19 protein-coding genes are annotated in these 24,030 nt (G+C 35.0%); 18 read left to right on the top strand and 1 reads right to left on the bottom strand.

What is annotated here, in order from left to right; all coding sequences use genetic code 11:
• The first annotated feature begins 9 nt into the window (after nt 1-9).
• The 15 genes from ACSVH9_RS11215 (at nt 10) to ACSVH9_RS11145 (ending at nt 19,200) form a co-directional block, all read left to right on the top strand.
• A complete protein-coding gene (locus ACSVH9_RS11215; protein WP_438063784.1) occupies nt 10-2,295 on the top strand; it encodes an NADP-dependent malic enzyme in 2,286 nt (761 codons plus the stop codon).
• An 87-nt stretch (nt 2,296-2,382) separates the two neighbouring features.
• A complete protein-coding gene (gene ruvA / locus ACSVH9_RS11210; protein ID WP_438063783.1) occupies nt 2,383-2,964 on the top strand; it encodes a Holliday junction branch migration protein RuvA in 582 nt (193 codons plus the stop codon).
• A gap of 23 nt (nt 2,965-2,987) precedes the next feature.
• Nucleotides 2,988-10,127 carry a cell surface protein SprA gene (gene sprA, locus ACSVH9_RS11205; RefSeq protein WP_438063782.1) on the top strand — a complete coding sequence of 2,380 codons (7,140 nt, stop codon included), beginning with the start codon at nt 2,988-2,990 and terminating at the stop codon, nt 10,125-10,127.
• An 81-nt stretch (nt 10,128-10,208) separates the two neighbouring features.
• Entirely contained in the window at nt 10,209-10,589 is a 381-nt protein-coding gene (gene gcvH / locus ACSVH9_RS11200; RefSeq protein ID WP_438063781.1) for a glycine cleavage system protein GcvH, read from the top strand.
• A 58-nt stretch (nt 10,590-10,647) separates the two neighbouring features.
• Complete coding sequence (locus ACSVH9_RS11195) at nt 10,648-10,956, top strand: VanZ family protein (protein WP_438063780.1); 309 nt, start codon at nt 10,648-10,650, stop codon at nt 10,954-10,956.
• A 189-nt stretch (nt 10,957-11,145) separates the two neighbouring features.
• The gene (gene deoC / locus ACSVH9_RS11190; RefSeq protein WP_438063779.1) at nt 11,146-11,889 is read left to right on the top strand and encodes a deoxyribose-phosphate aldolase; all 744 of its coding nucleotides are present in this window, start codon (nt 11,146-11,148) and stop codon (nt 11,887-11,889) included.
• A 19-nt stretch (nt 11,890-11,908) separates the two neighbouring features.
• Nucleotides 11,909-14,014: a gliding motility protein RemB gene (locus ACSVH9_RS11185; RefSeq protein ID WP_438063778.1), complete on the top strand. Its 2,106-nt coding sequence runs from the start codon at nt 11,909-11,911 to the stop codon at nt 14,012-14,014.
• A 104-nt stretch (nt 14,015-14,118) separates the two neighbouring features.
• Entirely contained in the window at nt 14,119-15,018 is a 900-nt protein-coding gene (cyoE, locus tag ACSVH9_RS11180) for a heme o synthase (protein WP_438063809.1), read from the top strand.
• A 2-nt stretch (nt 15,019-15,020) separates the two neighbouring features.
• The gene (locus ACSVH9_RS11175) at nt 15,021-15,608 is read left to right on the top strand and encodes a cytochrome c oxidase subunit 3 (protein WP_159690213.1); all 588 of its coding nucleotides are present in this window, start codon (nt 15,021-15,023) and stop codon (nt 15,606-15,608) included.
• Nucleotides 15,609-15,651: 43 nt separating this feature from the next.
• A complete protein-coding gene (locus tag ACSVH9_RS11170; protein WP_315141455.1) occupies nt 15,652-16,629 on the top strand; it encodes a cytochrome c oxidase subunit 3 in 978 nt (325 codons plus the stop codon).
• 20 nt (nt 16,630-16,649) lie between these two features.
• Nucleotides 16,650-17,000 carry a cytochrome C oxidase subunit IV family protein gene (locus ACSVH9_RS11165; protein WP_159690219.1) on the top strand — a complete coding sequence of 117 codons (351 nt, stop codon included), beginning with the start codon at nt 16,650-16,652 and terminating at the stop codon, nt 16,998-17,000.
• Nucleotides 17,001-17,076: 76 nt separating this feature from the next.
• Nucleotides 17,077-17,718: a hypothetical protein gene (locus ACSVH9_RS11160; RefSeq protein ID WP_438063777.1), complete on the top strand. Its 642-nt coding sequence runs from the start codon at nt 17,077-17,079 to the stop codon at nt 17,716-17,718.
• A gap of 1 nt (nt 17,719) precedes the next feature.
• Nucleotides 17,720-18,406, top strand: coding sequence for an SCO family protein (locus ACSVH9_RS11155; RefSeq protein ID WP_300976919.1), 687 nt, complete (start codon nt 17,720-17,722; stop codon nt 18,404-18,406).
• A 1-nt stretch (nt 18,407) separates the two neighbouring features.
• Nucleotides 18,408-18,950: a DUF420 domain-containing protein gene (locus ACSVH9_RS11150; RefSeq protein ID WP_438063776.1), complete on the top strand. Its 543-nt coding sequence runs from the start codon at nt 18,408-18,410 to the stop codon at nt 18,948-18,950.
• Nucleotides 18,940-19,200, top strand: coding sequence for a hypothetical protein (locus ACSVH9_RS11145; RefSeq protein ID WP_438063775.1), 261 nt, complete (start codon nt 18,940-18,942; stop codon nt 19,198-19,200). The genes ACSVH9_RS11150 and ACSVH9_RS11145 overlap by 11 nt, the downstream gene beginning before the upstream one ends.
• Nucleotides 19,201-19,239: 39 nt before the next feature.
• On the opposite strand, the gene ACSVH9_RS11140 is transcribed toward ACSVH9_RS11145, so the two are convergent.
• Nucleotides 19,240-20,649, bottom strand: a complete 1,410-nt coding sequence (locus tag ACSVH9_RS11140; RefSeq protein WP_438063774.1) for a DUF4403 family protein — start codon at nt 20,647-20,649, stop codon at nt 19,240-19,242.
• A 162-nt stretch (nt 20,650-20,811) separates the two neighbouring features.
• On the opposite strand from ACSVH9_RS11140, the gene ACSVH9_RS11135 reads away from it, so the two are divergent.
• The 3 genes from ACSVH9_RS11135 to ACSVH9_RS11125 are packed head-to-tail and all read left to right on the top strand — an operon-like array spanning nt 20,812 to nt 24,018.
• Nucleotides 20,812-21,513: an ABC transporter ATP-binding protein gene (locus tag ACSVH9_RS11135; protein WP_300976923.1), complete on the top strand. Its 702-nt coding sequence runs from the start codon at nt 20,812-20,814 to the stop codon at nt 21,511-21,513.
• Nucleotides 21,506-22,750 carry an ABC transporter permease gene (locus ACSVH9_RS11130; protein WP_300976924.1) on the top strand — a complete coding sequence of 415 codons (1,245 nt, stop codon included), beginning with the start codon at nt 21,506-21,508 and terminating at the stop codon, nt 22,748-22,750. Before ACSVH9_RS11135 ends, ACSVH9_RS11130 begins: the two co-directional genes overlap by 8 nt.
• A 2-nt stretch (nt 22,751-22,752) precedes the next feature.
• On the top strand, nt 22,753-24,018 hold the full coding sequence (locus ACSVH9_RS11125) for an ABC transporter permease (protein WP_300976925.1): 1,266 nt from the start codon (nt 22,753-22,755) through the stop codon (nt 24,016-24,018).
• Nucleotides 24,019-24,030 lie beyond the last annotated feature (12 nt).

Below are 24,030 nucleotides of genomic sequence, written 5' to 3'. Positions count from 1 at the left end.
TCTAAAAAAATGGAGAATAACAACAAAAGAAAGGAAGCTTTATTATACCACGCAAAGCCAACTCCTGGAAAGATTCAAGTAGTTCCAACAAAAAAATATGCTACACAAAGAGATTTGTCATTAGCCTATTCACCTGGTGTTGCTGAACCTTGTTTAGAAATTGCAAAAGACGTAGATAACGTTTACAAATACACCGCAAAAGGAAATTTAGTAGCGGTAATTACCAATGGAACAGCAGTTTTGGGACTTGGAGACATTGGACCAGAAGCCTCAAAACCAGTAATGGAAGGAAAAGGACTTTTGTTCAAAATATTTTCAGACATTGATGTGTTTGATATCGAAATTGGAACCAAAAATGTAGACGAATTCATCGAGACCGTAAAAAATATTGCTCCTACTTTTGGAGGAATTAACCTTGAAGATATCAAGGCACCCGAGTCTTTTGAAATTGAAAGACGATTGGTTGAAGAGTTGAATATTCCAGTCATGCACGATGACCAACACGGAACAGCGATTATTTCTTCAGCAGCTTTACTTAACGCTTTAGAATTAGCAGATAAAAAAGCTGAGGATATCAAAATGGTGGTTTCAGGAGCGGGTTCTGCTGCAATTGCTTGTGCTGATTTGTATGTGCTTTTAGGAATAAAACCAGAAAATGTATACATGTTTAATAGTAAAGGCTTGTTGACAAAAGACAATCCTTCTATCTCTGAATTGCAACGAAAATACGCAAGAGATTGCGAGCCTATAAGCCTTGCTGAAGCGATGAAAGGTTGTGATTTGTTCTTAGGTTTATCTACAGCTGATGTTTTGACACCCGAAATGCTTTTGAGCATGTCCGAAAACCCAATTGTTTTCGCGATGGCCAATCCAAATCCTGAGATTGAATACAATTTAGCCATTGCTACTCGCAAAGATATCATTATGGCAACGGGACGTTCGGATTATCCGAATCAAGTAAATAACGTATTGGGATTCCCTTATATTTTTAGAGGTGCTCTAGATGTTCGTGCCACGAAAATCAACGAAGCGATGAAAATGGCTGCCGTTAGAGCGTTGGCATCTTTGGCCAAAGAATCAGTACCAGAACAAGTAAATGTGGCTTATGGTGCTACCAAACTAACTTTTGGTCGTGAGTATATTATTCCAAAACCTTTCGACCCAAGATTGATTGCGGTAGTTGCTCCAGCTGTTGCTAAAGCGGCTATGGAATCTGGTGTAGCACAAAACCCAATTACCGATTGGGAAAAATACAAAGATGAATTGTTGGAGCGTTTAGGACACGATAACAAATTGGTTCGTATGATTACAACTAGAGCCAAATCAGACCCTAAGTCTATCGTTTTTGCAGAAGCCGACCATTTAGATGTACTAAAAGCAGCCCAAATTGTTCACGACGAAGGTATTGGTTTCCCGATTTTGTTAGGAAATAAAGAAATTATATTGGAATTAAAGGCTGAGATTGGTTTTGATGCTGATGTGACAATTATTGACCCAAAAGAAAAAGAAGAAGAAGGAAGAAGAGACCGTTTCGCAACAGCTTATTGGGAAACCAGAAAAAGAAGAGGAATTTCATTTTTGGATGCTCAAAAATTAATGCGTGAGCGTAATTATTTTGCAGCTATGATGGTTAATGTAGGAGAAGCAGATGCATTGGTTAGCGGACATTCGAGAAGTTATCCTTCTGTGGTAAAACCAATGTTACAATTGGTTGATAAGGCACCAGGAGCATCAATTGTTGCTACTGCTAACATTATGATGACAAAACGAGGACCAATGTTTTTCTCAGATACCGCTATCAATATAAATCCATCAGCAGATGAATTGGCCAAAATTGCGTTAATGACTGCCAAAACAGCAAGAATGTTTGGAGTCGAGCCTGTAATTGCAATGGTTTCGTATTCAAATTTTGGTTCTTCAACCAATCCAAGTGCAGGAAAAGTTCGTGAGGCAGTGGCCTATTTGCATGAAAATCATCCAGATTTATGTATTGATGGAGAAATTCAAGCAGATTTTGCTTTGAATCCAGAAATGCTAAAAGCTAAATTTCCTTTTTCTAAACTAGCTGATAAAAAAGTGAATACATTGGTTTTCCCAAATTTAGAATCAGCCAATATCACTTATAAATTGTTGAAAGAGTTGGATAAAGTGGAGTCTATAGGACCAATTATGTTGGGAATGGGCAAGCCAGTTCATATTTTTCAATTAGGAGCTAGTGTGGAAGAAATGGTTAACATGTCTGCCATAGCAATCATTGATGCTCAAGAAAAACAAAAGAAAAAAGCGAATATTTAAGCAAAATACAAAGCAACAAAAGTCTAGCAAATGATTTTCAGTCAAATGCTGGACTTTTTTGTTATATTTGGGTCATAATACAACTAAATGATTGCACATTTACAAGGAAAATTAGTAGAAAAATCACCTACCCACATCGTTATAGATTGTGCGGGTGTAGGGTACCATATTAATATATCATTACATACCTATTCATTATTGCCCAACACGGATTTTGTTAAGGTATATACTCATCTTCAAATTAAAGAAGATGCACATACTTTGTATGGTTTTATAGAAAAATCAGAAAGAGAGATTTTTCGATTGTTATTGTCTGTTTCAGGAATAGGTGCTGGTATTGCTAGAACAATGCTTTCTTCTTTAGACCCAAGACAAATTACAAATGCTATTGCTTCTGCGGATGTTTCGACTATACAATCCATCAAAGGTATTGGAAACAAAACGGCACAACGAGTTATACTCGATTTGAAAGAAAAAGTTGTTAAATTATACGATTTAGACGAACTTTCAGTATCGCAAAGCAATACAAATAAAGATGAAGCGTTATCTGCTCTAGAGGTTTTAGGCTTTGTTCGAAAGACTTGCGAAAAAGTAATCGAGAAGATTGTTTTAGCAGAGCCTGATGCTACAGTAGAAACCATTATTAAGAAAGCCTTAAAAAGTTTGTAAAAGAACCAAGAGAGTCCAATTGCATGCGTAAAATTTGTATTTTTTTACTTGTTGTATGTGCCAGTTTTGTATCGTATGGTCAAGTAAATCCAACGGTTCAAGATACGGTAAAAAAAGGGTATACGGTAGGGAAACTTCAAATAAAAGACCCTAAGAGTATCTTATCTTCCTATACTTATGATCCCGTAACTGATCGATATGTGTATACAAGTTCTATTGACGGAATCAACATCAATTTCCCCATAATACTTACCCCTGCAGAATACGAAAAATTAGTACTCCAAGAATCAAGACGCAATTATTTTAAGAAAAAAGCAGACGCCATTGATGGAAAAAAGAAAGGAGCTGAAGAAGCGAAAAAAGACTTGTTACCACGCTATTATATAAAGTCTAGTTTCTTTGAGTCCGTTTTTGGGAGTAATACAATTGACGTTAAACCAACGGGTTCTGTAGAAATGGATTTAGGGGTACGCTATACAAAACAAGACAATCCATCATTTTCTCCTAGAAACAGAGCCGTTACTTCTTTTGATTTTGACCAAAGAATTAGTATGAGTTTGATGGGAAAGGTAGGTACCCGATTAAGCGTTAATGCTAATTATGATACACAATCTACTTTTGCCTTTCAAAATTTAATAAAGTTAGAATACACACCATCTGAAGATGATATTATTCAAAAAATAGAAGTTGGTAACGTAAGCATGCCGCTAAATAGCTCTTTGATTCGAGGTGCTCAGAGTTTGTTTGGGGTAAAAACGCAATTACAATTCGGAAAAACGACCTTTACTGGAATTTTTTCTGAGCAAAAGTCACAAACCAGAAGCTTAGTTGCCGAAGGAGGTGGAACAGTTCAGAATTATGAGCTTTTTGCTTTAGATTATGATAATGACCGCCACTTTTTCTTATCTCAATATTTTAGAAGCCGATATGATAAAGCCCTAGAAGGCTACCCTTTTATTGATAGTAGGGTTCAGATTACGCGTATCGAGGTTTGGGTGACCAATAAACAAAATAGAGTAAATGCTACTTCGAACAATTTACGAAACATTATTGCGCTACAAGATTTAGGAGAAGCACAGTTAACGGGATTGGCTGATAACGAAGTTGTGGTGTTGAACCCATCAACAGGAATCTTTAATAACCCAGCCAACTCTCCTTCTGATAATACCAATAATGATTACGATCCTGGACAAATAGCAGCCGGAACAGGTTTGTTGAATTCAAATATTAGGGAGATTGCCACATCAAACTCTGGTTTTAATACTACTGTAGTTGAAGGAAGAGATTATTCTAAGTTAGAAAATGCGCGAAAACTTACAGCTAATGAGTACACCTTTAATTCAAAATTAGGATTCATTTCGTTACAACAGCGTTTGAGTAATGATGAGGTTTTAGCAGTAGCTTACCAATATACAATTGGAGATCAAGTCTATCAGGTTGGAGAATTTGGTAATGATGGTGTAGATGCAACCAATGTGGTTGGAGGAAATAACAACGTACCTCAGGCGATTATTACGCAAAGTTTGATTTTGAAAATGCTGAAAAGCAACTTGACCAATGTGAAGGATCCAATTTGGAACTTGATGATGAAAAATATCTATCAAGTGCCAGGCGGTTATCAATTAAAGCAAGAAGATTTCCGAATGAATATCTTGTATGCTGATCCTTCGCCAATAAATTATATTACAGAGGTTCCGGGAACACCTTTTCCTTCGAATCCTACTCCAGAAAACAAAGTTGCTGAAACCCCTTTGCTAAAAGTTTTTAATCTAGACCGATTGAATTTTAACAACGATCCACAAGCGGGTGGTGATGGTTTCTTTGATTTTCTTCCGGGAACAACTATCGATGCTCAGAATGGTAGAATCATGTTTACTACGAAAGAGCCATTTGGAGAGCTTATATTTTCAAAATTAAAAACACCAAATTCTGCAGAAAATTATAAGGATGTAGATACTTATAATCCCAATCAAAAGAAGTATGTTTTTAGAAGCATGTATCGCAATACCCAAGCAGGAGCTTTACAAGACATCGATAAAAACAAGTACTTGATTAGAGGAAAATACAAATCCTCAAGTGGCGACGGAATTCCAATTGGAGCACTCAATGTTCCTCAAGGTTCTGTGGTGGTTACTGCAGCGGGAAGACGTTTAGTAGAAGGAGTTGATTATAGTGTAAATTATCAATTGGGTAGGGTGCAAATTTTAGATCCTTCGCTTCAAGCTTCTAATACGCCTATTGAAGTTTCTTTGGAAAACAATTCCATCTTTGGTCAGCAAACCAGAAGATTTATGGGTTTAAATGTTGAACATAAAATATCCGATAAATTTGTTTTAGGTGGTACCTATTTAAAAATGACGGAAAGACCGTTTACCCAAAAATCCAATTATGGTCAAGAATCGGTTAACAATACGATTTTTGGTTTTAATGGAAATTTTGCAACAGAAGTTCCGTTTTTTACGCGCTTGGTCAATAAATTACCCAATATAGATACTGATGTGCCGTCTAATCTTTCAATTAGAGGTGAAATTGCTTTTTTGAAACCCGATACGCCAAAAGCGGATCGTTTTAATGGAGAGTCAACAATTTATGTTGATGATTTCGAAGGTTCTCAATCTACTATTGATTTGCGTTCCCCTTTTGCTTGGAGTTTGTCTTCAACACCAGTAAACGATGCCGAAAGTCAATACAATTTTAACGAAAGCGCTAACGATTTGAGTTATGGATTCAAAAGAGCCAAACTAGCTTGGTACACAATCGACCCCTTATTTTATACTCAAAAACCAACGGGTATTTCAAACGATGACATTTCTTTGAATACTACTCGTAGAATTTTTAGCGAAGAATTATATCCCAACACCGATATTGCGCAGGGTCAAACACAAGTGGTAAATACTTTAGATTTGAGTTATTATCCTCAAGATAGAGGTCCGTACAATAATTCGACCACTTTTGCTAATGCACCAAAAGACAATTTTGGAGGAATCATGCGCGCTATCAATACTACCAATTTTGAACAAGGAAATGTTGAATATATTCAGTTTTGGGTTTTAGATCCGTATGTTGGTAAAGGCAATATCCCACCTGCCAACACGGGTAAATTGTATTTTAACTTAGGCGAAATATCCGAAGATATTCTTAAGGATGGAAGAAAACAATACGAAAATGGTTTGGGGCCAGATCAAATATTAGTGAATCCAAGACCTATTTGGGGAGATGTTCCTGCCTCACAATCTTTGATTTATGCCTTTGACGGAAATGCCTCTAACAGAACCAATCAAGACATTGGATTAGATGGTATGAAAAACGATCAAGAAGCAACAGTATATTCTAACTACGCTTCAGAACCTGATCCCGCGGGTGACGATTATACCTATTTCGCTAATACGACAGGAGGTGTTTTAGATCGTTATAAAAATTACAACGGAACAGATAAAAACTCAGCGGTTAATATTTCGGATGCCAATAGAGGCTCGACTACTTTTCCAGATGTAGAAGATATTAATAGGGATAATACAATGAATACTATCAATGCGTATTATGAATACAGTATTGATATGAAGCCTAATATGAATGTGGGCGAAAATTTCATTACCGATATTAGAAACACACAGCAAACTTTGCCTGATGGTTCTTCTACAGAAGCACGTTGGATTCAATTTAAAATTCCAGTTTCTCAGCCACAAAATACAATTGGAGGAATATCCGATTTTCGTTCTATCCGATTCATGAGGATGTTCATGACGAATTTTGAATCGCCTATTACCCTTCGTTTTGGAGCCTTAGATTTAGTTCGTGGGGAATGGAGAAGGTATACCAATTCTTTGGATTTTAATGATGCCAATGTAGCTGATGATGACACAACTTTGGATGTGATAGCTGTTAATATTCAGGAAAATAACGAACGTTGTCCTGTTAATTACGTAACCCCTCCAGGTGTAGTAAGGGAACAGCTTTATAATAATAATACGGTTATCAATCAAAATGAACAATCATTGGCATTACGAGTTTCGGGTACTGGATTAGAGCCAAATGATTCCAGGGCCGTGTTCAAAAACGTAAGCATTGACATGAGACAGTTCAATAAACTGAAAATGTTTTTACATGCGGAATCTTTGCCAAATGAAGTCGTTTTGAGAGACAATCAAATGGTTGGTTTTATTCGTTTTGGAAATGACTTTACTGAGAATTTCTATCAAATAGAAATTCCTTTGCAGGTTACTATTCCTTCTCCGGATTGTAAGGTCAGTGCTTCTGCCGTTTGGCCTGAAGCCAATGAAATGGATTTGAAATTAGATTTATTAACAAAATTAAAGATACTCGCTATGGGTATCGATCCTGCTACTCTACCTCCAGACGGTGTTTTTTATAAATTTGAAGACGAGTTGGATAATTCGTTGTCTGGAAAAACCAATAGATTGCGAATAGGAATCAAAGGAAATCCTAATTTTGGTTTGGTAAGAACGCTGATGGTTGGGGTGAAAAGTGATGAATTGCGACAGCCAATTCTCGGAGAGGTTTGGTTCAATGAATTGCGTTTGGCCGATATGGATAACCAAGGAGGTATGGCAGCGTTGTTAAACATCGATACCAATATGGCAGATTTTGCGACACTTTCACTAACGGGAAGAAAAACAACTATTGGTTTTGGTGCTTTAGAACAAGGCCCAAATGAGCGTAGCCGTGAAGATATTCAGCAATATGGTGTAGTGACCAATTTGAATTTGGGACAACTATTACCAAAAAAATGGGGGATTAATTTACCGTTTAATTATGGTATTGGTGAAGAAGTAATTACTCCAGAATATGACCCTTTTAATCAAGATATAAAACTCAAACAATTACTTAGAGAAACCACTGATAAAGATGCTAGAGATAATATAGAAACTCGTGCAATTGATTATACTAAACGTACTAGTATTAACTTTATTGGAGTAAGAAAAGAAAGAAGTCCTGAGCAAAAACCACATGTGTATGATCCTGAGAACTTTACTTTCTCTCAGTCGTACAACGAGGTGGAACGTCATGATTATGAAATAGAGAGCTATGTCGATCAGTTGAGTAATACTACCGTAAATTATGCGTACAGTTTTCAAAACAAGCCATACGAACCATTCAAGAAAAAAACATTTGTAAAGAAAAGCGAGTATTGGAAATGGTTGCAAGATTTCAATTTTAATTTTTTACCGACGAATATCACTTTCAATAGTAGTGTGATTAGACAATACAATCGCCAGCAATTCCGTCAAGTAGATGTAGTTGGAATTGGTCTGGATCCTTTGTACAGAAGAAATTTTGCGTTTAATTATCAATATGGGTTTAATTATAACTTAACCAAATCGTTAAAAATAAATTATACAGCTTCTTCCAATAACATTGTAAAAAGTTATTTAAATGCTGACAACACGCCTATTGATACTTTTACCATTTGGGACAGTTATTTTGATATTGGCGACCCTAATCAGCACATGCAGCAACTTATTGTGAATTACGATATTCCGCTGAATAAAATTCCAGTATTTGGTTTTGTAAAAGCAAATTTCACTTACCAAGGGGATTACAGTTGGCAACGTGCATCGAATGCTTTTGATAATGTTACTATAGGAGGTGTAGATTATAATTTAGGAAACACGATTCAAAATGCTAGCTCTAAAATTTTGAACGCTTCCTTTGCTATGGAGACTTTCTATAAATACATTGGACTTTCCAAAAAAACACCAGCTGCGGGTGCTGCTAAGCCAAAAGCGGTGGCTCCAAAACCTGGTGAAAAAGTAGTCAACACAGCCGTTAAACCTTTGCAACAAAGAAGCCCCTTTATGGACGGATTGATTGGGGTATTGACGAGTGTGAAAAATGTTCAAGTGAATTATACGCACAATAGCGGAACCGTTTTACCTGGTTTTACGCCTAGTGTTGGTTTCTTAGGTTCTTCGCGACCTTCATTTGGCTTCATTTTTGGAAGTCAGGACGATATTCGATACGAGTCGGCGAAAAGAGGCTGGTTGACCACCTATCAAGATTTTAACCAAAATTACACGCAAGTAACCAACAAGATACTAAAGGCTACCGCCAATGTTGATTTGTTTCCTGATTTTAAAATAGACTTAACCGCAGATCGTGCTTATTCTGAGAATTCATCCGAACAGTATAGTGTGGTTTCTGGCAATTATACGCCTTTGTCTCCTTATAGTTATGGGATGTTTTCGATTTCTACAGTATTAGTAAAAACGGCATTTTCGAAAAGCGACGAGAGTGGCTCGGCTGCCTTTGATGATTTTAGAGCCAATCGAATTATTGTAGCCAATCGATTAGCGACGCAGCGAGGAATTGACCTCAATAATCCTGGAAATATAGATGCTGATGGATTTCCAATTGGGTATGGCAAAAATAGCCAAGCGGTATTGTTACCGGCCTTTTTAGCAGCATATACCGGGGGCAATGCTAATGATGTTTCGACTGGAATTTTTAGAAGTTTCCCTATTCCCAACTGGTCTATCAAGTACAATGGATTTATGAGGTATACTTTTTTTAAGAATAATTTCAAAAGGGTTTCGCTATTGCACAACTACCGTGCATCGTATTCTATCAATGATTATCGTTCTAACTTTGAATATACTAAAAGTCCAAATGGGGTAGATGCCAGCGGAAATTTTTATAATCCTACAGTCATATCCAATGTGAACTTGGTGGAACAATTTAGTCCATTAGTGCGATTGGATTTTGAGTTAAAAAATTCATTTAAAGTGTTGACTGAGATCAAAAAAGACCGTGCTTTATCCATGAGTTTTGATAACAATCTATTGACCGAAGTTAAAGGAATCGAGTATATTGTAGGTCTGGGATATCGTTTCAAAGATGTGATTTTCTCTTCTCGTTTGGCAGATAATCCTACGGGAATCATCAAAAGTGATATTAATGTTAAGGCAGATTTGTCCTATCGAAATAATCAAACGATTGTTCGTTATTTGGATTATAACAACAACCAATTGGCTGCTGGACAGAATATTTGGCAATTACGATTGGCCGCTGATTACTCCTTTAGTAAAAATTTAACGGCAATTTTTTATTATGACCATTCGTTTTCTAAAGCTGTAATTTCAACAACTTTTCCTCTGACCAATATTCGTTCTGGATTTACCATACGTTACAATTTCGGAAATTAATTTGTACCTATTCTAAGTAAAAATTCAATATAAGATAGTTATCTTTGCGTTTTATTGTTAATAACACAACATTTATATATTATGAGCGTACCATCAAATTTAAAGTACACAAAAGATCACGAGTGGGTTAGTATCGAAGGAGATATTGCAACAGTAGGAATTACTCATTTTGCTCAAAAAGAGTTGGGAGATATTGTATATGTAGAAGTAGAAACTTTAGACCAAACTTTAAGTAAAGATGAGGTTTTTGGAACAGTTGAGGCAGTTAAAACTGTATCAGATTTGTTTTTACCTCTTTCAGGAGAAATCATCGCATTCAATGATGATTTAGAAAGTGCTCCAGAGACTGTGAATTCTGATCCTTATGGTGCTGGTTGGATGATTAAAGTGAAAATTGCTAATCCAGCTGAAATTGAAGAATTGCTTTCAGATGCTTCTTATAAAGAACTAATTGGTGCATAAACAATTTTATTTTTTTGCTGCAATAAGTTGGACAATTTTGATGCTTTATGTTTGTCTAATGAAGTCGTCTGATGTTCCTTCCATCAACATTGTGGGAATTGATAAAATAGTGCACATTCTTTTACATCTATTTTTTACTTTTTTCTGGGGAATCACTTTGGTTAAAAATGGAAGATTGAGTAGTTTTTCAAAAGTAGTGTATGTATCTTTTTTTCTTTCCTTTTTATTCGGATTGCTAATTGAGTTCATACAGGGCTATTTTACAACTTCGAGAAGTGCAGATGTTACTGATATTTTAGCGAATGTATTTGGAGCTCTTTTTGCCATTGCCCTTTTGTATCAATTTAAAGAAAAAATAGAAGTCTAATAAAATTTAAAATCCCATTTCGATGGGATTTTTTTTTGGAATTATAGCAACGTTTATTTTTAATGAATATTTATTGAAAATCCTGTTTTTTGTTGGTAAGTACGGAGAAAAAAAGGACTTCGCACCGGTGTATTCAATTAATAATGTATTTTTGTACTACTTATTTATCAATTCCAATTCCTTGTTAAAATGGATGTTAGAGCCTACTTAGATTCAACTTATTTAAAAACCAATCAACAAGCTAATTTGTCCGAAGCTGAGAATGTATTGGTAGCCAAATCATTTATTGAAGAGGCTATTCGAGAGCATTTCAAGCTTATTATGATTCGTCCTGATCGAGTGACTTTGGCAAAAAAAATGATTCAAGAAGCTCATTCTAATTTGTTGATAGGGACAGTTATTGATTTTCCTAAAGGTGAATCTGATCTGGCAACCAAACTAGCCGAAGCAGAACAAGCCATCGCCGATGGAGCTGATGATTTGGATTTTGTTTGCAATTATGAGGCTTTTAAAAAAGGTGAAATTGCTTTAGTCAAAGAGGAAATTTTAAAAGGGACACAATTAGGATTGGCCCATAAAAAAGTAGTAAAATGGATTATTGAAGTAGCGGCTTTGAATAATGGGCAGATCATGCAACTTTCTGCTTTAATCAAAAATGTAGTCATACAAAACTTTAAAGAGGAACAATACGCCTCTGTTTTTGTAAAATCTTCTACTGGATTTTATGTAACGCCCAATAATGAACCTAATGGAGCGACAGTTGATACTATAAAAATTATGCTCGAAAATGCATCTCCTTTGCCAGTAAAAGCAGCTGGAGGTGTTAGAAATTATGCAGATGCTTTAGAAATGATTCAATTGGGTGTTCAGCGAATTGGAACATCTGGAGCTAAAGCAATTATTGATGGCGCTACAACTCAAAATGAATATTAATTATCCCCAAATCTAAACCATGTCTAAAATTTTTACTGTTCTTTTTTTATTTATTGGATTAAATTGGTGTGTTGGGCAAAACGTAAATGTTACAACTTTTAGTGAAGTTGAGCGTTTTCCTGTTTTTACAGCTTGTCAAAATCTTCAACCAAATGAAATAGAAAAATGTTTTTACGATCAAGTACAAGATTTTGTATATTCTAACTTTAAAGTACCTCAAAACGATTCCTTTAAAGGTAATGTAAAAGTGCTGTTTGAGGTTACCGTAGAGGGAAAATTCAAAGTGTTGTATGTTGATGCAGTTGTAGATTCATATGCTGCAGAAGCAAAAAGGGTTATCGAAAGTATGCCCAAAGTGAGTCCTGCTACTTATAATGGTAAACCAACTTATTCTAAATATACGATTGCAATTGCCATTCCTTTGAAATCAAAAGAACAGTTCGAAGCAGAAGCACTTGCTAAAGCAGAAATTCTCAATGTTAAAAGTCCAAAGCTAACAGAATTAGATAGTATTGTTTATAAAAAATACCGTAATCCAGAGTATGAAAGTCATTTAAATGTGCCTTTTTCCCACAGTCTTTATGCGCAGTTTGATGCTAAGATGAATCAAGTGGGAAGTAACAATCATACCGCTTCAAAACCCTATACTTATGCTGAAGTAGCCAAGTATTATAATATGAAGGAAGTTAATGAGCAGTTGAAAAAGAAAGCTTCTGGTTGGTGGGCGAGAAAATTATGGAATGAAAACACTGTTGAGATTCAAGGCGAAGACTATTGGTTTACCTTAAATCCAATTTTTGATTTGCAATTAGGTAAAGCTTCTCAAACCGAGAATTCGTATACTTATGTAAATACTCGTGCACTCAATTTTAGAGGAGGATTGGGGAAACAACTGAATTTTACTACCACAGTTTTTGAAAGTCAAGGGCGTTTTGCAGATTATTACAATCAATATGCAGAATCCATTAAGCCTTCGGGAGGAAATCCTGCTATAATTCCTGGAATTGGAATTGCCAAAAGATTCAAAGATGATGCATATGATTTTCCTTTAGCGGAAGCGAATATTACTTTTACTCCCAATAGATTTATAGATTTACAATTAGGTTACGGAAGAAATTTTATTGGAGACGGGTATCGTTCTTTGTTAGAAAGTGATGGTGCTAGTCCTTATCCTTACTTTAAAATCAATACTAATTTTTGGAAAATAAAATATACAAATACCTATATGTGGCTAAAAGATGTGCGTCCAGAAGTGACTGTAGATAGAACGTATGCTACCAAATTTATGGCGAATCATTATTTGAGCTGGAATGTTTCGAATCGTTTGAATTTAGGTTTTTTTGAATCGGTAGTTTGGACAAAAGACAACAACAGAGGCTTTGATATGAGTTTTGTGAATCCTATTATTTTTTACCGTGCGGTAGAGTTTGGGTCTTCCTCTAGAAGTGGAAACGCTTTGTTGGGTCTTACATTTAAGTACAAATGGGATGCTTCAATTAATGCCTACGGACAATTTTTGCTAGATGAATTCTCATTGGGCGACGTAAAAGGAGGTGATAATAGTTGGAAAAACAAATTCGGATATCAAGTAGGAGTGAAGTATTACAATGCTTTCAAAGTAAAGAATCTTTTATTGCAGTTAGAATACAATCACGTGCGTCCTTATGTGTATTCTCATAGTAATCCTATTACGAATTACGCGCACAATAATCAGAGTTTGGGACATCAATGGGGAGGGAATTTTAGAGAGTTAATCGCTATTGCTCGTTATCACAAAGGAAGACTTTTTGCAGATGCTAAAGTAACTGTAGGAACACGTGGTCTAGATTTTAATACTACCGAAGATAGTTTTAACTATGGTGGGAATATATATAAAGACTACGATGAAAAACGTCCTTTTGATACAGGAGTAAAAGTAGGACAGGGGAACAAGACTAAAGTTTTTATAGCAGATATTCAAGGAGGTTACTTGGTTAATCCAGCTACTAATTTGAAACTTTTCACAAGTTATATTTATAGAAGTTTTGATCCTTCAAAAAATACAGTTGCCACTTTTAACCAGAGTACGAATTGGGTAACACTAGGTGTTCGCTCCGATATTTTCAACTTCTATTTTGATTATTAATTGGTCCGTTTTTAATAGAAACTTTTTTTATGAGTTGTTTTTTGTCAAATCCCTTTTGATAACCTACTTTTGCAAAAGTTTTTATAAAAATAACACTAGTTTTAATCGTTTTGACAAATACAGTTTCCCTCAAATCCATTTATTTAGATTTTAAAGCCATCACTAAAGCTGGTCTTGCCGTTAGTGTTGTTTTTTCTTCCATTGCTGGTTTTGTTTTGGGAATTGATTATTTCGAGGCAAGTACTTGGTGGGTATTACTAAAGTTAGCTATTGGTGGGTACTGTATGGTTGGTGCTTCCAATGCATACAACCAAGTAATAGAAAAAGATTTAGATGCTTTAATGGACCGAACTAAAAATCGTCCAGTGGCTTCGGGAAGAATGCAGCCAAGAGTAGCTGTCGCCGTGGCTTCATTGTTGACAATTATAGGATTAGCATTGTTGTATAGTATTAATCCAAAGTCGGCTATGTTTGGTGCGATTTCGATTTTTTTATATACTAGTGTTTATACGCCATTAAAGACAATGACTTCGTTGTCTGTTTTTGTTGGAGCTTTTCCTGGTGCAATTCCGTTCATGTTAGGATGGGTTGCTGCTACTGGGGAATTTGGGATAGAGGCAGGAACTTTGTTTTTGATTCAGTTTTTTTGGCAGTTCCCACATTTTTGGGCTATAGGGTGGTTTTTGTATGAAGATTATGAAAAAGCCGGTTTTTTTATGTTACCAACAGGAAAAAGAGATAATGGTACGGCATTACAGATAATTTTATACACCATTTGGTTAATCATTGCATCTCTTTTACCAATGTTTGGTTATACTGGTCAGTTGTTTTTGAGTCCAATAGCTGCTGTTTTGGTTTTTTTAATCGGTCTATGGATGTTGTTTTATGCTGTTAAGGTTTACCAAATCAGAACCGCAAAAGCAGCAAGAACATTAATGTTGGTGAGTGTATCTTATATTACACTTTTGCAGATTATATATATTGTAGATAAATTTTTAAGATAGTTATGGATATGATAATGACAAAAGACGAGCATCAATCTAGAACTGCGAGATCCTATAAGCTGATCTTGTTGTTTGCAATGGTAAGTATGACCATGATGTTTGCAGGATTAACAAGTGCCTTTGTGGTAAGTAAATCAAGAGTAGATTGGTTGAAAGATTTTCAATTGCCTCCCGCTTTTTTTATTAGCACGTTCGCCATTTTAGCTAGTAGTATTACATTTCATTTGGCTAAAAAAGCCATTCAAAAAGACAATCAGAAGGCTACAAGCCAATGGTTGTTGGTTACATTAGTGTTAGGAGTTGCATTTGTAGTATTGCAATTTATAGGTTTTGGTCAAATTGTCGCTAAAGGGTATTATTTTACAGGACCAGCTAGTTCTATTACTACGACATTCCTTTATATTGTAACGGTTATGCACTTGTTGCACTTGGCTGGAGGATTAATTTCTTTGCTAATTATTATTTATAATCATTTTAAACAAAAATATAGCGCAACTCAATCTCTTGGAATTGAACTGGGTGTAATGTACTGGCATTTCCTTGATTTATTGTGGGTTTATTTATTTTTGTTTTTATATTTCTTTAAATAAGAAAAAAATGTAAATTTGGAAACTTTTTAACGAATTAATTTTTATGGGAGCGACAGTTACTACTGCAAACAACGACGAAAAGATATGGAGTGGCGGAAATGAGCCAATGGGAGCGAGTTATGGTAAATTAATGATGTGGTTTTTTATCGTATCAGATGCCTTAACCTTCTCTGGTTTCCTTGCAGCTTATGGATTTTCTAGATTTAAATTTATTGAAACTTGGCCTTTAGCCGACGAAGTGTTTACTCACTTTCCATTTTTACACGGTGTATCAGCTCCGATGTATTATGTAGCCTTAATGACATTTATCTTGATTTTCTCTTCTGTAACAATGGTATTGGCTGTTGATGCAGGACATCAAATGAAGAAAGATAAAGTGGCACTTTACATGTTTTTGACCATTATCGGAGGTTTAGTTTTCGTGGGTTCTCAAGCTTGGGAGTGGAAAAACTTTATCAAAGGAGAATATGGTGCAGTAGAAACAACAGGAGGTAGTTTACTTCAGTTTGTTGATAAAGACGGAAAACGTGTTGCTTTGGCTGATTTTGCTAAAACTTTACCAGAAGAGCGTGAGCAATTGACTCGTAACAAAGCTAAATGGTTTATGAGTGAGCCAGCTTTACCATCTTATTCTGTTGCAGAAGTTCAAGCAGGTTTCAAAGCGAATCCAGATTTATTGGTTAGAACAGAAACTATCACAAAAGACAAAAAGAAATTAGTGCTTTCAAGAGCAGAGTCTGAAGCTAGATTAGCGGATGCAAAATTGGTTATTGAAGGTGCGAACTTAACGCATAACGAATACGGAAGTAAATTATTTGCTGACTTCTTTTTCTTTATTACAGGTTTTCACGGATTTCACGTATTTTCTGGAGTTGTAATCAATATCATTATCTTCTTTAATGTATTGTTAGGAACTTATGAAAAACGTAGAAGCTACGAAATGGTTGAGAAAGTTGGTTTATACTGGCACTTTGTAGATTTAGTTTGGGTATTTGTATTTACCGTATTTTATCTTGTTTAATTTTAAAGGAACTTATTATTATGTCACACGAACACGTTTCTAACACAAAAAGAATTTGGTTTGTTTTTGGTTTGCTTTCAGTGGTAACTACAGTTGAAGTTATCTTGGGTATTATTAAACCTGAATCATTGCATTTTACTAATTTTCTTGGAATGAACTTGCTAAATTGGATATTCTACATATTGACAATTGTTAAAGCATATTATATTGTTTGGGCTTTTATGCACATGGAGGGAGAAAAAAAATCCTTACAAAGTTCTGTAGTTGCCCCACTAATATTTTTAATTTTATATTTACTTTTTATTCTATTAACTGAAGGTGATTATGTATTCGGGGTTTTTAAAAATTCTATCATTAAATGGAATTTTTAACTAAATATTAATTCAGAAAAGAGCTCCGAAATATCGGAGCTTTTTTTATTTTTACACTCTCAATACCACCCTTCTGATGAAAAAAAATATTGTTCTTTTTGTCTTGTTTATTCTTCCAATAGTAGCTTATTTATTTTTTGCTTCTGGAGTGAATAGTTTTACCAAATTACCTACAATTACACCTAAAGTTGCTGACTTTGGTAACTGGAAATCGTTGAGAGGAGATGTCGTTCGTTTAGATGGAAAGATAACTGTTCTTGGATTTTCAGGGACAAATTTACTTGCCAATAGAGGAAATTTATTCAATTTGAATCAAAAGATTTACCAACGTTACCACACTTTCAAAGACTTGCAGTTTGTTATGCTTTGTCCACTTGGAACCGAAAAAGACGCCCAAGCTGTTTTGGATGCCTTGAAAGCTTTTACCGATGTAAAGCAATGGAATTTTGTTTTCGCAACTCCTGAAGAGATTGCAAACTTTTATAAGCAAATGCAACTTAAGAGTCAATTGGATTCCAATTATGGCACATCCAACGTTTTTATTTTTGATAAAGGACGCAATTTAAGAGGAAGAAAAGATAAAGAAGAATACAAAGAAGGGTATAATACCTTTCATCCAGCAGAGTTGAGTAATGAAATGCTGGATGACTTTAAAATCCTTTTGTACGAGTACAAAGCGGCTTTGAAAAAGAATAATAACGCTACTAAACAATTGTAATATGTTTAAGAATAAATCATATATCGGGATATCCTTTATTATTTTAATTTTTGGAATTTATGCAATTCCTAAAATTATCGATCGAGTACAGGGCAATGCTGTTGTGAAATCGGATCGATTGGATAAAGATAGTGGAGCTGGAATTGCTGCAGAAAGTTTGGTAGACATTGGCAAAGCACCGTCTTTTGAATTTACTAATCAAGACAATAAAAAAATCAATAACGAATCTTACGAAGGGAAAGTTTATGTTTTGGAATTTTTCTTCACAACTTGTCCTTCCATTTGTCCAAAGATGAATTTGAGTATGTTGCAAATCGAGAAAACTTTTTTTGGCAACCCTAATTTTGGTATCGTATCAGTTACTATAGACCCAAAAACAGATACACCTGAAGTTTTAAAAGCGCATGCTAAGTTGTTAGGGGTTAAATCTTCAAATTGGAATTTTTTAACCGGAGACAAAACGGCTATTTTTGATTTGGCTAACAAAGGTTTTAATCTATATGCTGCTGCCAATAACAAAGTGAGTGGTGGTTTTGAGCATTCTGGTTTATTTGCTTTAATTGATAAAAAAGGACATATTCGTTGTAGAAATGATGAGTTTGGTAATCCAATTTTGTACTATGATGGATTAGATAAAAAAGGTGTTAAAGACATTCAAGAAGATATTAAATTACTTTTAAAAGAATAAAATGGAACAAAATTCAGTTGAGCAGAAATACAATAAATGGATTATAATACTATCTATTTTAATCCCTGTAGCGGTTGCTATATTGTTTAAAGTTAAATTAAAAGATTTTGGAATAGAAGTGGCACCACTTCGATTTTTACCTCCGATTTATGCTACAATCAATGGGATAACAGCGGTTTTGCTAATTTGGGCAGTACTAGCCATTAAAAAGGGGAATAGAGTTTTACACGAAAATTTAATGAAAACCGCCATAGGTTGTTCATTGGCTTTTTTGGTGATGTATATCGCTTACCATATGACGACAGATTCTACTAGTTATGGTGGTGAAGGTGTGCTTAGATATGTTTATTTCTTTATTCTTTTATCTCATATTCTGTTGTCTATTGCCGTAATACCTTTGGTACTTATTACTTATGTTCGTGCTTTGGCACAAAGATTCGATAAACACAAAAAAATAGCCAAAATCACCTTCCCAATTTGGTTATACGTTGCAGTAACTGGAGTAATCGTTTATTTAATGATAGCGCCGTACTATGCTAGTTAAAGATAGAAATCACAAGAGAGAAATAAGAACTAGTAAATTACAATTCCTGCTTTTGGGAATCTGTTTTTTCCTTTTTGAGTTTTCTTCCTATGCGCAATGTGCAATGTGTAGAGCAGCATTAACCAGTGAAGGCAATGCTACAAAAGCAGCAGCGGTTAATGATGGTATCGTGTATTTGATGGTGATTCCTTATCTGCTAGTAGCTGGTATTGGTTATTATATTTATCGAATGAAAAAGAAAAAATCATAATAAAAAAAGGCTGAATTATTTATTCAGCCTTTTTTATAGTTACTTCAATCCATCTATGGTGACTTTAACATTGCCTTTTACATTGATAAAAGCAATGATGGCTTGATTGGTTAATTGAATTTTTTGAAATTGGATGTCCTCCATTTTTCCATTTACAAAAACACCTGGCATTGGTGAATAATTAGTGAGGTAACTCATCATGCTTTTTTTGCCTTCTTCTAAATTGGTCTGAATGGAATACCTGCAATTGGCTTCTATTTTTCGTAAAATAATGCCTTGTGCAAGCCAATTGGCTGTTCTCATCAATCGGTTTTTAGTGTCTAAAACATAATCTAATTTATCAAAATATATTTCTTTGGTTTTTTCATTGTATTGAGGAAATCCAGAAAGATATATTGTACCGTTCACACTTCCTAATAGGTCTAAAGCAATCACCATTTTGTCATTTTTATGCCAAATGTTTACTTGTTTTACCGTCACTTTTTTACTTCCTGAACCAAAGACTTGCCCACTAAAATTTTTGCTCATAATTCTAGAGGCTTCTAAATAGGTAGAAACTGCCGCAATATTGGTGTTGATTTGTTGTGGAATTTGCGTTACTGGTTTTAAGAGTATTTTGTTTTTGTCATATTTTGATGTTGGTTTAGCGCCAATTAGCGTTTCCATATTGCACTTCATTCCCATTTCTAATACAAAAGTGTCGTTTTTTAATCGGGCATCTGTAGTGTAAACTTCAACAGGGGTAATTCTTAGCCAGCTGGAGTAAGCTTCACTCATTTCGAAAGGTGTGCAAATTTTTTCAAGTGCATCCAATACGTTGGGTTTAAAATCCATTGATTTTTCAATCGATTCATCAATTTTTCTTTCAATTTTAGATTTGAATAAGCTAATAGTAGGGTTGATAATATAGGTGATTGGAACGTTTTTGCCTAATAGCACCATTGTTGGGCTTTCCTTCCAGTCTAAAGATTTTAATTCAGTTTTAGTGTGCATTCGCCAATTGGTTAGGCTTATGTCGCTATGCAATGTTACTACCCCATTCAAATTGAATTCTTTGTAGGTGTAGAGTTCTACTCCTAATTTTTTGGTGCCAATGCGGTATTTTACCCAAACTTTTAAGGGTAAAACCGTTTTTATCTTTTCAGTTGTTCCTTGGTGTGCATTAGTAATGGTAATTGGCGCTTCTTTCCAAACCTTCAATTCGATATCGTCGTCTTCAATAGTGTTGTCTTCATAAATCAGTCCATTGAGTAGTGTATTGGTCTTGTTCTCAATGTCTTTTAGTTTTATAGTCACCGGAAGGTTAATAAAGGAAGGACTGTTTTCGTAAACTAATGGAACTGCGTCGTCAGGTTCTGGTTTTAAAGCATCTAATTTACTTGCTGTAGAGCAACTTACAAATAATGAAATTGCTACTATTATAGTAATAAAGAAAAGGAATTTTGACATTTGATGAAGGTTTGTTTTGGTAAAAATACTAAAACAAATATTATTCCAGTTTTTTTGTAACATTTTCAAAGCAATCGAGTCTTATCGTTTAGAATTGTTTAGGTAGCAATACTAACAATTGATTTTGTTCATAAATTCCATTAATGCCATAATTTTTTTAGTATGATTGAAATTAAAGACTTGCATAAATCCTATAAGATGGGTTCTTCTTCCTTACATGTTCTTAAAGGAATTAATTTCAATATACAAGAAGGAGAGTTGGTAGCCATAATGGGCTCATCTGGTTCAGGTAAATCGACCTTGCTCAATATCTTAGGCATATTAGATGAGGCAGATAGTGGAAGTTATGTTTTGGATAATGTACCTATAAAAAACCTGAATGAGACCATTGCATCTAGGTACCGTAATAAGTTTCTAGGTTTTGTTTTTCAATCCTTTAATTTGATTAATTACAAAACGGCTTTAGATAATGTCGCAATGCCTTTGTATTATCAAGGGGTAAAACGAAAAGAGCGTAACGAAATTGCTATGGCATATTTGAAAAAAGTAGGTCTTGATAGTCACTCTCATCATTTACCGAATGAACTTTCTGGGGGACAAAAGCAAAGGGTTGCAATAGCTAGAGCTTTGGCTTCAAATCCAAAAGTATTATTGGCCGACGAACCAACAGGTGCATTAGATACCAAAACATCTTATGAAGTTATGGAGCTAATTCAAGGGATTAATGATGAAGGAAAAACCATTCTGATTGTAACTCACGAACCAGATATTGCTGCGATGTGCAAGCGAAATGTAGTCTTAAAAGACGGATTGATTATAGATGATAAATTAGTAGAACAAGTAAGAGCTTCTTCTTATGTTTAATACAGAACGCTGGCAGGAAATATTCGAGGCGATTGCCAAGAACAAGTTGAGAACTTTCTTGACGGGAATTTCTGTGGCATCTGGTATCTTTATTTTGGTGATTTTGCTTGGAGCAGGCAAAGGATTGCAAAACGGGATAGCTAAGCAATTCGAACGTGATGCTGATGGAATTATAGAAGTTTGGACAGGAACTACTACCAAACAATACAAAGGTTTAAATCCGGGACGTGAAGTTCAATTTAGAAATAGTGATTATGATATGGCTGTTGCTAAGTTTGTGGATAAACTTGACCGTAAGTCTGCGGTGTATACTTATTGGAATGGAGTTATTGTTCACGGAAAAGAAACAGGCAATTATCAATATAGAGGAATTTATCCTGATTATCTTGCTTTAGAAAATGCTACTGTAGTAAGTGGTCGATTCATAAATGATAATGACCTTAAGAACAATGAAAAAGTAGCTGTTATTGGTCAAAAAGTCAAACTAGATTTATTCAAAGATAAAAATTCTATTGGCCAGGAAATTATTATAAATAATGTCAATTTTAAAGTTATAGGTGTATTTACGGACCCTTCCGGAGAAAGAGAGGAGTCTAGAGTTTATTTACCAATAACTACTACTCAAAAGGCTTTTAGCGTTGGTGACAAGATTAGTAATATGCAATTTACACTTAACAAAAAAGCTACTTATGAAGAAGCTTTGGCGCAATCAACCGAATTTACAAAGGAACTTGGGCAGTTATTAAGAAGTAAAAATACTGTTGCTCCCGATGATGAAAGTGCCATAGGTATTAATAATTCTATCGAAAATGCCAAACAATTTTATGATTTGAATTTGTACATCCGTCTATTTTTTTGGTGGGTAGGAATTTGTACCATCATAGCAGGAGTAGTTGGGGTTAGTAATATTATGCTGATTATTGTAAAAGAACGTACTAAAGAAATTGGAATTAGAAAAGCACTTGGCGCATCGCCCATTTCTATTGTTGGGATGATATTGCACGAGTCTATTTTTATTACCACAATTGCAGGTTTTATAGGTTTATTATCCAGTTTATTATTACTTGAACTGGTTGGGCCTTATGTGAAAAGCGACTATTTTTTAAATCCAGAAGTAGATTTTGGGGTAGCGATTACTACTTTAATTTTATTAGTATTCGCTGGCGCAATGGCAGGCTTTTTTCCTGCCTATCATGCTGCAAAAATCAAACCTATTGTAGCACTTAGAGACGAATAATTATGTTTGATAGAGATAAATGGAATGAGATTTTAGAAGCATTGACGGCCAATACGTTCCGAACTATTCTGACGGCTTTTGGTGTGTTTTGGGGGATTTTTATTTTGGTAATCTTGCTTGCAGCTGGAAATGGTTTAGAAAACGGAGTAAAAAAAGGCTTTGATGGTATTGCAACCAATACAATGTTTATGTGGTCACAAACCGCTTCAAAACCTTATAAAGGGTTGCCGGCTAACCGAAAATTTAATTTTAAAAATGCTGATGTTGCAGCGCTAAAAGAGAATTTTCCTGATTTGTTATATGTTTCACCACGAAATCAGTTAGGTGGTTTTGAGGGAGCAAATAATGTGGTTCGCGGTACCAAAACAGCGGCTTATACTATTTACGGGGATTATCCAGAGTTGATAAATCAAGAGCCTATGGATATTCCAAAAGGGCGATTTTTGAACCAACAAGATATTACCTTAAAGCGAAAAGTTGCAGTTATAGGTCAAGGTGTAATCAAAGAACTATATACTCCAGTTGAAGAAGTAATTGGGACATATATAAAAATCAATGGGGTCAACTTTATGATTGTTGGTGTGTATAAATCAAAGTCCAACAATAGAGGTGGAGGAGAGGAAGAACAGAAAAAAATCTTCATTCCTTTTACGACTTTTCAGCAAGCTTTCAATTTTGGAGATACGGTTGGTTGGATGGCACTAACGGCGAATGATGGCGCTTCAATTACGGATTTAAAGCCGAAAATCTTGGAGTTTATGAAAGGGAGACACTCCATAAATCCAGCTGACGATCGTGCTATTGGTAATTTTGACTTGTATGCAGAGTTTAGTAAAGTACAAAGTCTCTTTGCTATTTTGAGATTCATTGCTTATTTCGTGGGTACTTTGGTATTGCTTTCTGGTGTGATTGGAATTTCTAATATTATGCTAATTGTAGTAAAAGAACGAACCAAAGAAATAGGAATACGAAGAGCTCTTGGAGCTACACCCGGAGCCATAAGAACACAAATATTAACCGAAGCTATTTTCTTGACTATTATGGCAGGAATGTTTGGTATTGCATTGGCGACAGGAGTATTGTGGGTCTTGAATTTTGTTTTGGATAGCATGCCGAGTGATGATATGATGTTTGCGAATCCAAGTGTAGATTTAGCAGTAGTGTTTTTTGCGCTACTCATTTTGATTGGCTCAGGGTTACTTGCAGGATTTATTCCAGCGCAAACTGCCATTCGTGTAAAACCTGTAGATGCATTAAGAACCGAATAAATAATAACCGAA

Origin of the sequence: Flavobacterium sp. RSSB_23, assembly GCF_051547145.1 — a bacterium.
In the GTDB taxonomy this organism is placed as follows: domain Bacteria; phylum Bacteroidota; class Bacteroidia; order Flavobacteriales; family Flavobacteriaceae; genus Flavobacterium.
This window is presented reverse-complemented; position numbering and strand designations above follow the sequence as displayed.

Bases quoted from the DNA above. Each gene is read 5' to 3' on its own strand.
- ACSVH9_RS11215 (WP_438063784.1), top strand. From the start codon at position 10: ATGGAGAATAACAACAAAAGAAAGGAAGCTTTATTATACCACGCAAAG.
- ruvA (WP_438063783.1), top strand. From the start codon at position 2,383: ATGATTGCACATTTACAAGGAAAATTAGTAGAAAAATCACCTACCCAC.
- sprA (WP_438063782.1), top strand. From the start codon at position 2,988: ATGCGTAAAATTTGTATTTTTTTACTTGTTGTATGTGCCAGTTTTGTA.
- gcvH (WP_438063781.1), top strand. From the start codon at position 10,209: ATGAGCGTACCATCAAATTTAAAGTACACAAAAGATCACGAGTGGGTT.
- ACSVH9_RS11195 (WP_438063780.1), top strand. From the start codon at position 10,648: ATGAAGTCGTCTGATGTTCCTTCCATCAACATTGTGGGAATTGATAAA.
- deoC (WP_438063779.1), top strand. From the start codon at position 11,146: ATGGATGTTAGAGCCTACTTAGATTCAACTTATTTAAAAACCAATCAA.
- ACSVH9_RS11185 (WP_438063778.1), top strand. From the start codon at position 11,909: ATGTCTAAAATTTTTACTGTTCTTTTTTTATTTATTGGATTAAATTGG.
- ACSVH9_RS11175 (WP_159690213.1), top strand. From the start codon at position 15,021: ATGGATATGATAATGACAAAAGACGAGCATCAATCTAGAACTGCGAGA.
- ACSVH9_RS11170 (WP_315141455.1), top strand. From the start codon at position 15,652: ATGGGAGCGACAGTTACTACTGCAAACAACGACGAAAAGATATGGAGT.
- ACSVH9_RS11165 (WP_159690219.1), top strand. From the start codon at position 16,650: ATGTCACACGAACACGTTTCTAACACAAAAAGAATTTGGTTTGTTTTT.
- ACSVH9_RS11160 (WP_438063777.1), top strand. From the start codon at position 17,077: ATGAAAAAAAATATTGTTCTTTTTGTCTTGTTTATTCTTCCAATAGTA.
- ACSVH9_RS11155 (WP_300976919.1), top strand. From the start codon at position 17,720: ATGTTTAAGAATAAATCATATATCGGGATATCCTTTATTATTTTAATT.
- ACSVH9_RS11150 (WP_438063776.1), top strand. From the start codon at position 18,408: ATGGAACAAAATTCAGTTGAGCAGAAATACAATAAATGGATTATAATA.
- ACSVH9_RS11145 (WP_438063775.1), top strand. From the start codon at position 18,940: ATGCTAGTTAAAGATAGAAATCACAAGAGAGAAATAAGAACTAGTAAA.
- ACSVH9_RS11140 (WP_438063774.1), bottom strand. From the start codon at position 20,649: ATGTCAAAATTCCTTTTCTTTATTACTATAATAGTAGCAATTTCATTA.
- ACSVH9_RS11135 (WP_300976923.1), top strand. From the start codon at position 20,812: ATGATTGAAATTAAAGACTTGCATAAATCCTATAAGATGGGTTCTTCT.
- ACSVH9_RS11130 (WP_300976924.1), top strand. From the start codon at position 21,506: ATGTTTAATACAGAACGCTGGCAGGAAATATTCGAGGCGATTGCCAAG.
- ACSVH9_RS11125 (WP_300976925.1), top strand. From the start codon at position 22,753: ATGTTTGATAGAGATAAATGGAATGAGATTTTAGAAGCATTGACGGCC.